Origin of the sequence: Eubacterium sp. AF15-50, from assembly GCF_934835595.1 — a bacterium.
Lineage (GTDB): Bacteria > Bacillota > Clostridia > Lachnospirales > Lachnospiraceae > Eubacterium_G > Eubacterium_G segne.
This window is the reverse complement of the sequence record NZ_CAKVZL010000005.1, coordinates 13,342-28,196: the sequence shown is the minus strand read 5'-3', so window position 1 is coordinate 28,196 and position 14,855 is coordinate 13,342. Positions and strand designations below refer to the sequence as shown.

Sequence of the window (14,855 nt, the reverse complement as noted above, 5' to 3'; positions counted from 1 at the left end):
CTCCTATCTTTCCAATTTATTTAAAATAAAATTTCCTTTATCTTCTTTGCCACACCACTTCATCATATAGTTAAACTTGTCAATTATTTCCCTGTGGCTCATAGGATTTTCCGGGTCTCCCTTTGCATATTGTACCTCTTTGCAAAGTTTTTCTCCGTTCTCCATAATTACCTCTACCTTGGAAATTCTCTTGTTTGAAGCTTCTTTAGTATACTCTTCATCTTCAAAAACATTTACTTTTCCGGTAAGCTGTAAAATGTCACTATTATTTATATTTTTCTCCTCAAATGCCGCTATATCACTTTTTCCTAAAATCATTGCACTTGCCACACTGTAGGGTATGCTTAATTTGGCTGAACTTTTTCCCTGTATTTTTTTATGATTATGTCCTAAAATTGCCAATTTATATGTATAAACATTTATTTCTTTAATGTCCTTAGTGTTCTTTACTTTATTTCTCAACTCAAGAGTTGCCTCAATTGCTGTATGACAATGTCTGCACGCCCCATAAGGCTTCACGTATATTCTCTCTATTTCAAAATAGTCCGTTTCCTTAACACAATCTAAATTAATGTCATTTCCTAATAAGCGGAAAACACCTCTTTTCCCTCCAAGTATATCATCAGGTCCTAAAATTGCTGTTTTCCCCATTTCCGCCGCCATAAATCCGGACATGGCTCCGTGGGCTAAATTATAGGGCTTTAGCTGTGAGCTGTTTTCCTGTATTTCCAACACGCCTGCCGCGCTGGTTGCTGCTGCTGATATGGTTGATTTTAACTGTTCCCTGTTATATCCCCGTGCCACAGCCACTGCCACTGCCGCCCCTAGTGTTCCACAGGTTCCTGATGTATGAAATCCTCTTTTTTTATGTTCCGGCTGCATTGCAACGGAGCATCTTACTGCCATTTCATATCCCATTATTATTGCTTTCAGGAAATTGTTATAATCTATGCTTTCTTTTTGTACCATGGCAACAAGTGGCGAAATAACTGCTGCTCCTAAATGAATCATTCCAAAGCGGCTTCCATCATCTAATTCCATAGTGTGAGCATTAAATCCATTAAAAAAAACAGTCTTTAACGTATCTGTTGATATTTCTGTGCCACAGATTTTAACGTTGCCTGATGTTTCTTCTGACCCACATACTTCTTTTATAATATTTACATTCTCCCAGGCTCCTCCATAGGTTACTCCGATATAATCAATAAGGCACTGCTTTGCCTTTAAATACACCTCATCGCCTATGTCACTATTGGATTTTTTTATAATGTAATCTAACATTAAATCAGTAACGTTCATTTATAAGCTCCTAAAATTTGTATCTGCTTTGCTCTATTTCCTGTAATTGTCCCTTATCAAACATTTCAATGTTTCTCATTGCCTGATACATCATCTGATAAAAACTATCATAGGTAACCCCACCTATGTGAGGTGTTGTAATAACATTTTGTAAATTTAATACTTCACTGTTGTCAACCGGTTCCTTCTCATAAACATCTATGCCGGCACCTGCTATTTTCCCATTTTTTATGCCATTAATAAGGGCTGCTTCGTCAATCAGCCCACCTCTTGCGGTATTTATAAGTATAACACCATTTTTCATTTTGTTAACAGCCCTGTCATTAATCATATGGCGAGTATCATCTGTTAATGGGCAGTGAAGAGAAATAATATCTGATTTTTCAATAATTTCTTCCCTTGTGGAAAATTTTATTCCTAAGGCGTTCTCATCTTCCTGTTTCATTTTTGACACATCATTATATAAAACTTCAGCTCCAAACGCCTTAAGCATTCCTGCCACTTTTCTGCCTATTGCACCCATTCCAATAAGCCCCACTGTTTTCCCGCAAAGCTCATGTGTGCAAACTCCCTGAGCCTGTTTTTTCCAGATTCCTCTTTTAGTGTTTTCGTTAATTTCCACTAAATTTCTAAGAGACGCCAGCATCAAAAGTATTGTGTGTTCAGCCACACTTTGTGCATTTACACCTTTGTTTACATAAAACGGAATATCGTGATTCCTAATGTATTCCAAATCTATTGAATCAAGTCCCACTCCGGTTCTCTGTATCATCTTTATATTTGTTGCATTTTCCAACACTGTCCTGTTGATTTTCAGCCTTCCGCTAACCAGCAGGTAATCTGCTTCTTTTACTTTTCCCTCAAGTTCCTGCTGTGAAACACTTTCCAACATTTCCAGTTCAAATCCGTCAGGCACTGCACTTTTTATAATTTCTGCCGGTTTACCTTCATAATGATTTGTAAGTAAAATTTTCAATGTATTCTCCTTCATCAAAAACTATCTGTTCTTAATTTCCTTAACCATATCCATAAGATAATAAAAGCTATCTACCTTAAAAATAATTGATAGCCAAATATAAATAATGATGCCTAGCACGATTTGTGTCATCAATGTAGCTATCGCGCCTAAATTTAACAATTCTACAGCCAGAATGCAGAATCCCATAAATAACGCCATTGCAATTGACGGGAGAATATCTTTTATCTGGTCAATATAACTATATCCCAGTAACTGTCTGTTAGGATATGCATTTATAATCTGACTTATAATGTTTGTAACCAGTAAACTGTAAGTCATGGCCTCCACACCAAACCACATGGTACACACTAATACAATAAGCCCGATGACTTTTTTAATAACTTCAAGTTTTAAAAACAGATCACTTCTTCCCATTGCCTTAATTGCATTAAGATTTGCTGTATGTATAGGAAAAAATACATACACAAAGCAGAAAATTCTTAAAAACGGTACACATGGAAGCCACTTGTCTGTTAATACTAATGATACTATTGATGTGGCTGTAAATGCCAAACCCATCATTAACGGCCACATAATGTAGCTGCTTATTTTTATTGACCTTCTTGTCATGGATCTCACTCTTTCAGTATCATCCTGCTGGGATGACATTGCGGGAAAAAGTACACTGTCGATGGATGTATTTATATTGGTAATTACAAAGTTCGGAAACTGTTTTCCCCTGTTGTAAAAAGCTAAATCAGAAGAACTATACAGCTTTCCGATAATAAGCTGTCTTAAATTGTTATATACGGTATCCAAAAGACTTGATGCCAGCAATTTCCAACCATATGACACAAGACCTTTCAGACGTTTAATGGAAAACAATAATTTGGGTCTCCATTTTACAGTGAACCATAAAACCGTTGTATCTATTACCTTATTTACCAGGTTCTGTGCCACCAATGCCCATACGCCATATCCTTCATATGCCATCCAGATTCCCACAACTGCCGCCACTATGGTTCCTCCTAGAGTTGCAAAGAAAAATCTTTTAAATTGCATTGTCCTGGATACATATGCCTGCTGTACATTTTTTAAGCCTGAAATAATTAACACAAGACTCATAACCCTGACAATGGGAGTAAGCTCTGAGTCCTTATAAAATTTTGCTATGTATGGTGCTGAAATAAACATTACACCATATAACACGACACACATTAACATATTAAAGTAAAATACACTGGAAAAATCCACATCGTCTGCGTCTTTTTTCTGTATAAGTGCGTTTCCCATTCCACTATCAACAAATATCTCCAAAATTGCCGTAAACACCGTAATTAATGCAATGGTTCCATACAGTTCCGGTGCAAGTAATCTTGCCAAAATAATGGACACAACAAAGTTTACACCTTGTGCCCCACACCTTTCCATAAATCTCCAAATCAACCCGGATACTGTTTTGTTTTTTATGTTATTATCATTCATTTCATTCTATCCATCCTATAGCCAAATTCTTTTATGTCTTATGTGGCAGTTTATCCAAAATCTCACATAAAGCCATACTGCCGTAAATTTATGTTTTAAGTTTCCAAAATCCTTAATAGCTCTTTTTTTGTTAATCTGCCCTGATTTCACTCCTGCCCTGATATTTTTCAAATACGAAAATTCCATATAAGTTGCATTCTTCTTATTGCTTTTTTTTTCAGCATACAGTATTGCTTCTCTAATCATGTTTTCAGCATTTTTATAACTATATTTTGCTCCGGCACTATAACTGTCTCCACCATTTGTTATATGCCTGTACGCACTCATTTTTTTTTGAATACAATGAACCTTACCATTACACAAAAATGTAAAATACTGAACTCTGTCTCCCGGAATAAGTCCTTTATCAATTAATGACGTGTCAAACACATTATCTCTTCTGTAATTTCGTTTCATAACCGTTGTCAGCTGCCCCGGCATAATCTCACTTACATAATGGTTTATGGTATATTCCTCGTCTTTGCATTCCGGATACTCTTCTCCATTTGGTTTAGAATTATCTCCAACAACCACGCAATTATGTGCCACTGCAATGTGGTCCGGGTGTGTTTCTAAAAATCTTATCTCCTCGTCTATCTTGTTTTCGTCTGTCCAGAAATCGTCTCCCTCCAATGCAATTATATATTTACCACTGCATCTTCTTATTAAATCTCCGGCGTTTCGTACCTTTTGTTTATGCATATTCTTTTCCCTATAATACATTTGAAACCTTCCGGGATATTTCTTCTCATATTCTTTAAGTACGGCTCTGGTATTATCCGTAGACGCATCTTCTCCCACTAACACCTCATATGCATAATCTGTTTTTTGCATTAAAATGCTGTCTAAAGCCCTTGCTATATATTTTTCATGGTTATATGTGGGAACATATATACTTAAAATAACATCATCCATGTTTAATCTTCTCCTTAGCAATAATAAAAGCATTATCTACCAATACCTTTATTACCGGAATTCTCAAATATAAAATAAATCTTGCCTTTAATTTATCTCTACTTTTCATTATGTCATAGTAGTTCTCCAAAAAAGCGATTAAATATGGTTTTTTTCTCCCCTTTAATTCAAGTTTTTCCGGCTCGGTCTTTTTTTCAATGCCTATACTGTTACTTCCATGTAGGCGATACTCCATGGTTTTCCTGTTAAAGTAGTATAATTTTCCCTGCGTTGCCCCAATTAAACATATAGCATAATCATGAATTATTGGGTTATTAATCCGGCGAAGATATAATTGTTTTATCTCCTTTGTGAAGCAATATGTACATCCCGGAGCAATATTTCCAAATAACAATTCCGAAAATTTTATTTGTGCAATTAAATCATCTCCAATATTCCTATCTCCACTAAACTTCATATCTTCACTGTTTATATGCTTTCCAAAGGCATCTATTAAATCATATTTTGAACATAAAACACCAATATCTCCGTTTTCCATGAGCCCGGACATTACCTCTACTTTACCCTTATACCACACATCATCCTGGTCACATAAAAAAATTATGTCGCCCTTTGTTTTTTTTATGGCTCTTCTAAAATTCTCTATGTAACCCACATTTTCTTTATTCACCTCTAAAATTATCTTTACTTCACTTTTTTCCTGTATTTTTTTTATTATTCCAACCGTTTCATCAGTAGATTTGTCATCCATAATAACAATTTCATCCACCGGTTTGGTTTGCTCTAATATGGACTCTAACTGCTCTTTCACATATTTTTCGCCATTATATGTAGTCATAGCTACTGATATCATAATACCCGCTCCCTGCTTTTTAATTATCTCTTATATCCTCTTATAAGTGCATTAGTCCATCCGGTCATAATTCCCCATGTAATATACATGCTTACATTATAGTTTGCCATAACAAGATATGACATAAACATCATTGCCGCTGTTATTGCACACTGTACAATCAATTCCGGTCTGTACTTAACATATTTTTTTCTAAATACCGGCAGAATATTTGCTATATAAAGCCATATTAATGCCGCCATCCCCAGCAATCCCCCTTTTATTAACAAAGTGTAGTATACATTGTGTAATAAGGCTATGGAATGTCCTTTATACATATCTTCAGTAAATTCATTAGGCAAATATTTAACCTTAACATACGTTCCAAGTCCTCCTCCAACAATCTGTGTAACCATATTTGAACTTTTCCACTGTTTTTGAGCCTGATCTATTTCAAATCCTCTCCAATGTTGTATTGCATCTATATAATTATCATAGTCCAGGTCAGTTTCAATTTCCTGAAAACTATAGTTTATTTTATTGCTAAACTGTTCTTTTGCTTCCTCCGGCAATGCAATATAAATACCAATCACCATAACCGCCACTGCCGCTACTATTCCAATTATTTTAAAAATAAACGTCCATTTCTGCTTACTGAAAAATACATTAAACACAAGTATTATGCCTATCATTGCTACTATGGAAACTAATTCCGTTCTTCCCATGGATATAATAACCTTCACAACCATAAGTCCCAACATAACCCAGTCCATAATATTTCCAAAGATAACTTTTTTCGATAAAATTTTGTCTCCAAACATTATTGTTGCAACAAAAGTTACCTCGTACACACTTAAATTTGCTATATTTCTTACAGATTCCAAATCCGTCAAATTTGGAATATTCACCAGCACCCTGAATAACGTCACAATTGAAATAAATGTTCCTATAAGATAGAGTGTCCTTTTTATGCTTTTACCATTATTTAATCCCTCATAAAGATATCCGATTGTAATAATTATAACCGGCTGTGAAATGTAATAAATATCCTTAACTACATCCCTGACTTCATTGGAAAACATGCCTATTACAATCGCCATAACTATTACAATAGAGTAATAAAGCAAACCATTAACTCTTGGCAATGTTATTATCATTGAGTTTTCCCTTACCATCAAAGACGCTAACCATATAAGTGACACAACGTACACAACTTTATGGGCTCCAAAAAAGAATTGCAACATATATAATGCAACCAGAGGCCATACTATTTGTCTATCTATTTTAAGTCTTATTATCATATTACCTTTCCTGCTCTACTTTCATCACTACTTAGTCCCTGCCGTTAACCTTTTTGCCAGAAGATAATTAATCTTTCCCACCTTATATGTAACTGCATGAATTATTTTTTTTATTTTGCCTGCTTTGAGATATTTATCTAAATAAATGCACCTGCTTTCATAAGCTAAATCAAGTTTTTTACCTGTTGACTTTATGTTTTTTGATATGCTTACTGAATGATGATGTAAAAATTCATATTGATTCAATATATAATTGTCATATCCTTCTTTCTTAAGTTTGTATGCCAATATATTCTCTTCACCATATAAAAATGTTGACTCATCAAGCATCCCCATATCCACAAATGTCTTTGTCTCTATGGCAAAAAAAGCGCCACTCACAACGTCAACCTTACTTTCTTTTCCCATAAAATAATCCTGATTATAGTACGCACTCTTCACCCGTAACAGCTTTCTAAGCACCATAAGATTTTCCCACAAACAGTCTCCATATGTAGGCAATTTCCATGCCGGATGAATTTTTGCTCCTGTGGTAGTAACCATTTTTCCCGATACAACACCGATTTTTTTGTTTTCCCGTGCCTGAGTTTCAAAAAATTTCAATATACCATCTATCACCGATTCTCCCAATTCAATATCAGGATTTGCAATAAAGATATATTTAGGTGAATAATTTCTTATGGCATAGGTTACACCGTAATTATTGCCATATGCATACCCACCGTTTTTCTCTGCTTTTATGACATCCGTCTTTTCGCCTTTTAACTTTTCTAATTCCTCCAGTGAATTATCCGATGAGTTATTATCAACAACTACTATTTTATCTATCTTTTTTATGTTTTCTGCGTTATTTATTAATTTCTTTGTTGTTATGGCATCATTATAATTTAATACTATTAAAACACTTTCCACTGTGTGCTCCTTAACTAACCAATCTTAAACTATATTAATATACCACATTTTCTATAACATTTCTTCTAATAATGCAATTCTAAACAAAAAGTTGCTATTTTTTTCATTATTTCTCCTAATATAAAAAGAAATGATAAAAAGAAGGTATACTATAAAGGTATCATCAATATTTTTAATGTGCTTTTCTAACTCCTGCCTATCTCTTTCTAAAATCTTTATAACTCTTGGTGGCTTAGGATTTTTTTTGATTATTTCATGCTGGCACAAAAAATGAAAATAATCCATGTAGGGAACAGTGGTTTTTAAGCAATATTCAAAATCATAAACATATATCCCATCTACTGTTTCCTTTATATTCCAAGGTGAAAAATCCCCATGACCAAAAGAAAACTCTTCTATACCGTTTAAATATCCTTCAGCTCTTTCTAACGCCTTTACAATTATGCCCTTCCATGAAGTATTACGCCCTTCTATGTAGTTATGTAAACTATTTAAGTATGGATACAAGTCCGTATTCTTATATTGGCATTTAACCATATTTTTTTTACACATATTTTCTAGAAAATTCCAATGTTTTCCGTTAAAACCTTTTGTTTTAGTGCATTGGACATTTTGTGGTTTTTGAACCATAGCCTTCCATTTTCCTACCTGTTCAATTCCCTCTATGCAGGGAATCAACCTGACGTCTTCCTTATTGAGCAACTCCAGTGCACTTTTTTCCCTGTAGAAAGATTCCTTAACAACATCTTCCATAGATAACTTTATGTAAAGTAATGTCCTACAGCCATTAAATACCTGTACAACCGCCTTATAATTCTGAACAGTATCTAAATTGCCAAAATAAATGGCGCATTCATATTTTTCCTCAACATATTTTTCTATAATCGCCTTTAACTCATCGCCTATTGTTAATTCTTCTATTTTACACCCTGCCTTTTTTCTTATTAGTCTGCTCCATTTGGTGTAAGGAAAAATATATTTCATTACCCTGCCGTTAAAACTGTATTCAGAGAACATTTCCACGGCATTTTTCATTTTGTTATATGGTATTATCCATGTTTTATACCCATTATCAATTACACAATATTTAGTTTTACCCTGTCTTTTAAACACAAATCTGCAAATTTCTTCTCTAAACATATTCATCCTCATATAACTAAAGCAATTTATCTATAATATTAAATATTTCCCTGCCCTTTTGTTCCCAGCTTAATTTTTCCTGTTCCCTTAAAATCTTTTCCTGCATTTTTTTCCTGTTATCGCTATCTGCTAAAAAAAGTATGCTTTTTTTCAGTTCTCCTATTAATAATTTGGAAGATTGCATACTTAATATGCAAACACTATCGTGAGAAAAATTTCTTGTATATCCTCCTGTGTCTATACAAATCAACGGTTTGCCAAAAGCTATGCTGTCAAAAGCCACTGTAACTCCACCCTCTTTCAAGTTAGGATTTACCACCACATCCGCTTCTTCCATTTTCTTTTCATAAACTTCTCTTCCAACCTTACCTGTCAAAGATACTTTATCCCCTAAACCATGTTTTGCTATTATTTTCTCCAGGCGTTTTCTGTCATCACCTTCACCTAGTATTTCCAAAACAATGTTGCCGTTTTCCCTTAACGCCTCATTAAACGCTTCAATAAGTATGTCAAACCCTCTCCAGCCATCTAATCTGCCTGCTGCAACATATTTTGTTATACTTTTTCTTTTAATTTCCTTTATGTCTATGTCCCTTTTTTCCACAGCCACATCTGTAAACACCATTGCCTTGTTTTTGTACTTATCACTTATGGCATTGTACATATTCCCTGTTTTACAAAATATTATATCCGCCCTTTTACATTTTTTCTGAAATCCACCATTTAATCTTATGGTTTTTACTGCCCATCTTCTTACAAACTCAAGAAATCGCTGTTTTGTACCATAACGTTTTGAAAATTCAGTAGGTATTGTATCCATTCCCCCTGTAGGCCCCCATATAAATCTTTGCTTTGTTCCATAACTGCTTGCTTTCCAAAATGCATTCCCGTAAGTCAGCAAATGGTAGGTTCCTATGTTATTTTCAATCATTGTTTTTTTAACCAGTTTATCCGAAAAAATCTGCCACAAATTATAATATAACCTTACCCCCCGAAGCCCCTTCTTCCAAAATCTCAGTTTTCCGGGCAAATCAAAATAGACAAAGTGAATTTCGCTCTTTATAGGATTTTCCGTTAGATAATTCTCTATATTTTGCTTATTACTTGCCCTTGTCATAACCCACAGTTCAAAATATTTTGACATTTCAACAATCCAGTGCCATCCTACTCCTATTTCAGAACCTTTATTTGGTTCACACCCATATGCCGAAACAAAAATCTTTTCTTTTTTCATATTAATTTAATTTTTCTCCATAATATTCCAAAATAATTTTTATAGCCTCATCCGCTATATCCTCAACATCCTTATCTGCATCAAGTATATAGAATCCCTTTTTCTTCTCTGCCATACCTTTATACAATGAGTTTTGATGTCTTATCTCATCTACTGTAAGTTCCTTTTTTCTCCCATAAACATTATTTTCATTTCCCCACAAAAAAAATGTCAGTCCCGGTTTTGGACAAAGGAATACAAAAAACCTTCTTATGCATACAGGTAATTTTATTCTGGTTCTTTCAGGGTCAGCTATTAAATCATAACAATATCTGTCAAATACACTAAAACGGTCATAGTGGACATCTTTCCTCACCATTTTTTTATATCCAATAATATAATCCATGGAATAATATACAATTCTAAAAACAGAGCTAAAAAAGCCTGCCGGTGCCCTTCTATGGGGGGCCTCCCAGTTTTTATCCTGTTTCATAACTCCGGCTTTCTCACCTATTTCTCCCAAATTAGGAAGTATTCCCGGTCTGAAATGATACACATGAATTTTATTTTCATCTGAAACATAACCATTTTCAATTTTTTTACTAAGGACATTAATAAATGTTGTTTTCCCGGCTCCATCCGGTGCCACAACAGCAAGACTTCTCTCATATTTCCTATAACAAATTGCTATCTTTTTTGCACTTTTTAACAGAAATCCCAACGCCCCCTTTAAAGACTTTATCCTGTGGTGTTTAATGGAGTTTTTTATAATATTTTCAGATATTATTTCTCCATATTCTATTATTCCGCCAAAATCATTTTCTTTCAATCTTTTATCTACTTCTTCATATGCTTTACCACTTAATATGTATCTTAATGTCTCTTTAAATTCATTAGTATCATTAATATATGCATTATATATCTGCTGCCTGTATTTTTCCTTTATTACCGGGTGTTTGTATCCGAAAATTTTTGATACCAGCAGCATAACACTGTTTACGGGTTCTTTTAATACATAGAAATTCTTATATTTAATAACTTTGCCATATAATGACATAAAATCCATTGGCTCGTATCCCTTTGCCCTATACCCTGCCAGTAAATCTATATGGATTCCATGCCCCGACTGAAGGTTAATTCCGTGCATACAATGCAAACTGTCAAAAACCGCCTCATCATAATATACAAACCCATTATTCTTAAAAATAGTTCTGATTATTTTCTTTGATAATGCAAGTTTTTTAGGATTAACTACAATATCAACATCTTTGCCACTATTTTTTTCAGGCAGGTCTGTGTAATTTCTCAAGATAAAATATTCAATTTTTTTATTTTCCAAAGTTTCAACGCATTCAGAAAAAACTTTGCTGCAAATCTCATTCCACATATTAACCTATTTCATCTTATTTCTAACAATTATTTCAATTTTTCTGACCATTTCATCTCCCAGCAGTTTTCTCAGACAGCATCTTATTTTTATTAAAACCGGTCTTAACACATTAATCCATATTTTATTGTTTCCACGTTTTTTTTCTCTTTCCGTCATCCAACTGTTAGAGCACATATGAATTGCACATGTCTCCACTGTTGTCTCAAAGGTATTTTCATTTAATTTTTTTGGATAAAAAAGCTCTCTTGAAAATATTTCAAAACCCTCTATTTTCTGTTTTCTTCCATCAGGTATGAGTCCTTTTCTCCTACATATATCAGTTAATATGGACACATTTGCTATACTGTCTATATATCCTTTTTGCTGTACAAATTCATGTTGTTCATAATAATCAAGAAGTTCTGCAATTAGTTCACTTTCCGGCTCTGCCGCCATTACTGCAGTTCCTATAAATTTTCTTCTTTCGAATCCCAAAAATCCCTTTTCCGGTACATTGGGTAATTTCTTAATGATTTTAACATCAGTATCTAAATATATTCCTCCATATTCATATAAAACCTTTGCCCTAACGTAATCACTTACAAAGGCATAATACCCCCTTTCATAGGCCTGTCTTGCATAAATACATTTATTATAATCAAAATTATCCTCATTCCAAATTTTAAATTCATAATCCGGATAAAATTTCTTCCAGCCTGCCACACATTCCTTTTCCTTTAGTGGCATTTCATTTTTTCCAAACCAGCAATAATGTATTATTTTAGGTATTGCCATCTATATTCTCCTAATATCTTCATATAACTTTTCTATATCATAAGGTGACCTTAAAATACCCTCAAAGTCCATTTCATTTACAATTTTGTTGTTATACTCTTTTAGGATATCTCTATTGTTTATTAACTTAATAATGGCTCTTTTGACTCCATCCTTTGTAGGCTCTATGACCATACCATATTGATTATTTTCCACTAAATCCTTTGCTCCGACATTTTCACTTATAATAACGGGAACACCATAGCTTAAGGCCTCAAGAACCGTGAATCCATAGGTTTCCTTCCATACACTGGGCATAATAAGGACATCTGATTTTTCAAATATTTTTTCTAAATCCTCATCCTTAAAACTATGTTTTACATCCATATATTCTCTTATATCATTTGAGTTATTATACATGGTCAATTTAAAACAATCTATGCCTTCATTCCATAGCTCATCTAAAGCTTCTCTTAAAATTATATATCCTTTAAAAGGCTTTGCCGGAGCTAAATATACAATTTTTAACAGGTCTTCGTTAAACTCTTTTTTTCTTCGGTTATCAGCAATTTTTCCATGGGTTATATTTATAACCTTTCCCTTCACTGATAATGGGATGTATTTTCTATATACTTCCTCTGTTGTAGAACTATTGAAATGTACCATATCTATAAACTCAAAAAAACTTACATAGTAATTTCTTAACTCTTCGTATTGATTCTTTTGCCGGTTTCCACAGTTTTCCCCTTCACTAAATCCGTTATCAAAAAAATCCCTTCTATGGGATGTCCTTAACTTTTTGACAACTTTGGTATCCTTTAACCCTCTATATAATGGAGACTGGAGTATTTTTATTTTCTTTATGGACAGTGCTCTTTCATTACACTTTTCACACTTTCCGCAATCTCCATCACATATTTGATTGTTTCTAAATAAGGTAACTTTTGGACATATTCCAAAATAGTCATGGGTTGTAAACACCAGCTTAATGCCCAAATTTTTGGCTTCCTCCAAGACCTCTCTATACAGTCCCATAAATGTATGAATATGAAGTACATCAGGCTTATACTCATCAAAAAAATCCTTAAAAATCTGTGGATTTGAGCATTTTTTAGTGTATTCTTTTATATCCTTTATTCCCTCATCCAGAGGAACCGGTAAAGGATTAACAATTTCAAAGCTCTTAACTCCTATTTTATTAATGGTAGTTTTTATATGCACAAAATGACCAGAAAAACCAAGTTTTCCCGGCCACATCATTGCCACATCATGTCCCATATTTTTTTGTATTAACATTAAGTCTACACAATACTTCGTAAGCCCGCCTGTTCTATAAGGTGGGAATCCTAATCCATAATGTAAAATTCTCATAATATATCTCTATATGTATATGATACTCCCCTTCTTCTATTTTCTAAACAACTTCTGATATTTTTCAGTTATGTATTCCCAGTTGTAAAAATTATCAATTCGTTTTTTAGCTTTGTTACCTATAGTCTCTATCTCATTTTCACTCATATTATCTGTTTTGTCTATTAAAGCTGCCAAATCCCCGTCATCTAAACTCCAATATTTAGCTCCGTCTTCTGCCACTTCCCTGTTAAATATAACATCAAATAAGAGGTTTACATCTGTAAGACCTAATGCCTCAAGAAGACTTGGATTTGTTCCACCAACAGAATGTCCGTGAATGTATGCAAAGGCATTTTCCCTTATTTTCTTTAATAATGGCTGGTCATAAACCGTGCCTACAAACTTAATTCGCCTGTCCTTATTAAAACCTGTACTTTTCAGGAGTCCATCGTAGAAAACATTATTTTGATAATCCGTTACAATCACCAAATCTTTCTTCGTTTTCGACTTCATAAACTCCCTTATAATTGCCTCAAAGTTGTTTTCCGGCACAAACCGTCCCACAACCACATAGTAGTTTTTAAACTTTACGTTAAACCTTGAAAACCACTCCTTTACCTTGCTGTCATCATCTGCCAAAGTTGACTTAGATGTTTCTGCACCGTAGGCGATAAATGTGGTTTTTGGATTATACTTTTTGTAATCTTCCTTTATGTAATTTTCAATGCCTATGCTGTCGCAAATAAGCAAATCAGCATTTTTAACCATAAGACGCTCTGATATTTTCCAGTATTTTCTAACGGGAGCACTCCATTTGGCACGCTTCCACTCATGTCCATCCGGGTTTACATAAAGTTGCCCACCAAGTTCATGTATCTGCCTTTTAAACTTTCCAATAAAAGGCCCTATCCTGCAGGCAAGCACATAAATAACAGGCTCCTTAAGATTATATTTTTTGATATAGTCAATACTGTATTTTATAGCATCAACATCATAAAATATAGCTTTTTGAGGTCCGCCCATACGCTGTTTTATATCAAAACAATGTGCACCGTTATACTCATATTCAGTATTATTTTCATCATATTCACTATCATCTAATATTCTTGAAACATGATACTGAATACTCTCATCTTTGGTATATTCCGTTAATTTATCTACAAAGGTTTCAAATCCGCCATATCTGGTAGGAATACCTTTACATCCCACAATAAATATATGTCTTTTGGATGTGTCTGTAAAATTACTATTCATTACAGCTCCCA

General features: G+C 33.9%; 13 protein-coding genes. All 13 read right to left on the bottom strand.

Going from position 1 to position 14,855, the window contains the following annotated elements:
• Positions 1 to 3: 3 nt before the first annotated feature.
• The 13 genes from Q5O73_RS01305 to cps2T are packed head-to-tail and all read right to left on the bottom strand — an operon-like array spanning position 4 to position 14,844.
• Positions 4 to 1,299 carry an MmgE/PrpD family protein gene (locus Q5O73_RS01305; RefSeq protein WP_302668871.1) on the bottom strand — a complete coding sequence of 432 codons (1,296 nt, stop codon included), beginning with the start codon at positions 1,297 to 1,299 and terminating at the stop codon, positions 4 to 6.
• A 10-nt stretch (positions 1,300 to 1,309) separates the two neighbouring features.
• On the bottom strand, positions 1,310 to 2,275 hold the full coding sequence (locus Q5O73_RS01300; RefSeq protein WP_302668870.1) for a 2-hydroxyacid dehydrogenase: 966 nt from the start codon (positions 2,273 to 2,275) through the stop codon (positions 1,310 to 1,312).
• 21 nt (positions 2,276 to 2,296) lie between these two features.
• Positions 2,297 to 3,742, bottom strand: coding sequence for a lipopolysaccharide biosynthesis protein (locus Q5O73_RS01295; protein ID WP_302629394.1), 1,446 nt, complete (start codon positions 3,740 to 3,742; stop codon positions 2,297 to 2,299).
• A 15-nt stretch (positions 3,743 to 3,757) separates the two neighbouring features.
• Positions 3,758 to 4,696: a glycosyltransferase family 2 protein gene (locus Q5O73_RS01290; RefSeq protein WP_302668869.1), complete on the bottom strand. Its 939-nt coding sequence runs from the start codon at positions 4,694 to 4,696 to the stop codon at positions 3,758 to 3,760.
• Complete coding sequence (locus Q5O73_RS01285) at positions 4,689 to 5,549, bottom strand: glycosyltransferase family 2 protein (RefSeq protein ID WP_302668868.1); 861 nt, start codon at positions 5,547 to 5,549, stop codon at positions 4,689 to 4,691. Before Q5O73_RS01285 ends, Q5O73_RS01290 begins: the two co-directional genes overlap by 8 nt.
• 23 nt (positions 5,550 to 5,572) lie before the next feature.
• Positions 5,573 to 6,829 (bottom strand): O-antigen ligase family protein, encoded by a 1,257-nt coding sequence (locus Q5O73_RS01280; RefSeq protein ID WP_302668867.1) that lies wholly within the window; start codon positions 6,827 to 6,829, stop codon positions 5,573 to 5,575.
• A gap of 27 nt (positions 6,830 to 6,856) precedes the next feature.
• On the bottom strand, positions 6,857 to 7,741 hold the full coding sequence (locus tag Q5O73_RS01275) for a glycosyltransferase (protein WP_302624624.1): 885 nt from the start codon (positions 7,739 to 7,741) through the stop codon (positions 6,857 to 6,859).
• A gap of 51 nt (positions 7,742 to 7,792) precedes the next feature.
• Positions 7,793 to 8,881 carry a hypothetical protein gene (locus Q5O73_RS01270; RefSeq protein ID WP_302668866.1) on the bottom strand — a complete coding sequence of 363 codons (1,089 nt, stop codon included), beginning with the start codon at positions 8,879 to 8,881 and terminating at the stop codon, positions 7,793 to 7,795.
• Between the two features lie 16 nt (positions 8,882 to 8,897).
• On the bottom strand, positions 8,898 to 10,115 hold the full coding sequence (locus Q5O73_RS01265) for a glycosyltransferase family 4 protein (protein ID WP_302629398.1): 1,218 nt from the start codon (positions 10,113 to 10,115) through the stop codon (positions 8,898 to 8,900).
• A gap of 1 nt (position 10,116) precedes the next feature.
• On the bottom strand, positions 10,117 to 11,433 hold the full coding sequence (locus Q5O73_RS01260) for a hypothetical protein (protein WP_302668865.1): 1,317 nt from the start codon (positions 11,431 to 11,433) through the stop codon (positions 10,117 to 10,119).
• 54 nt (positions 11,434 to 11,487) lie between these two features.
• Complete coding sequence (locus Q5O73_RS01255; protein WP_302668864.1) at positions 11,488 to 12,258, bottom strand: glycosyltransferase family 32 protein; 771 nt, start codon at positions 12,256 to 12,258, stop codon at positions 11,488 to 11,490.
• Positions 12,259 to 13,608, bottom strand: coding sequence for a glycosyltransferase (locus Q5O73_RS01250; protein WP_302668863.1), 1,350 nt, complete (start codon positions 13,606 to 13,608; stop codon positions 12,259 to 12,261). It abuts the gene before it with no gap.
• 36 nt (positions 13,609 to 13,644) lie between these two features.
• Positions 13,645 to 14,844, bottom strand: a complete 1,200-nt coding sequence (gene cps2T, locus Q5O73_RS01245) for a beta 1-4 rhamnosyltransferase Cps2T (RefSeq protein ID WP_021952359.1) — start codon at positions 14,842 to 14,844, stop codon at positions 13,645 to 13,647.
• Between the last annotated feature and the right edge of the window lie 11 nt (positions 14,845 to 14,855).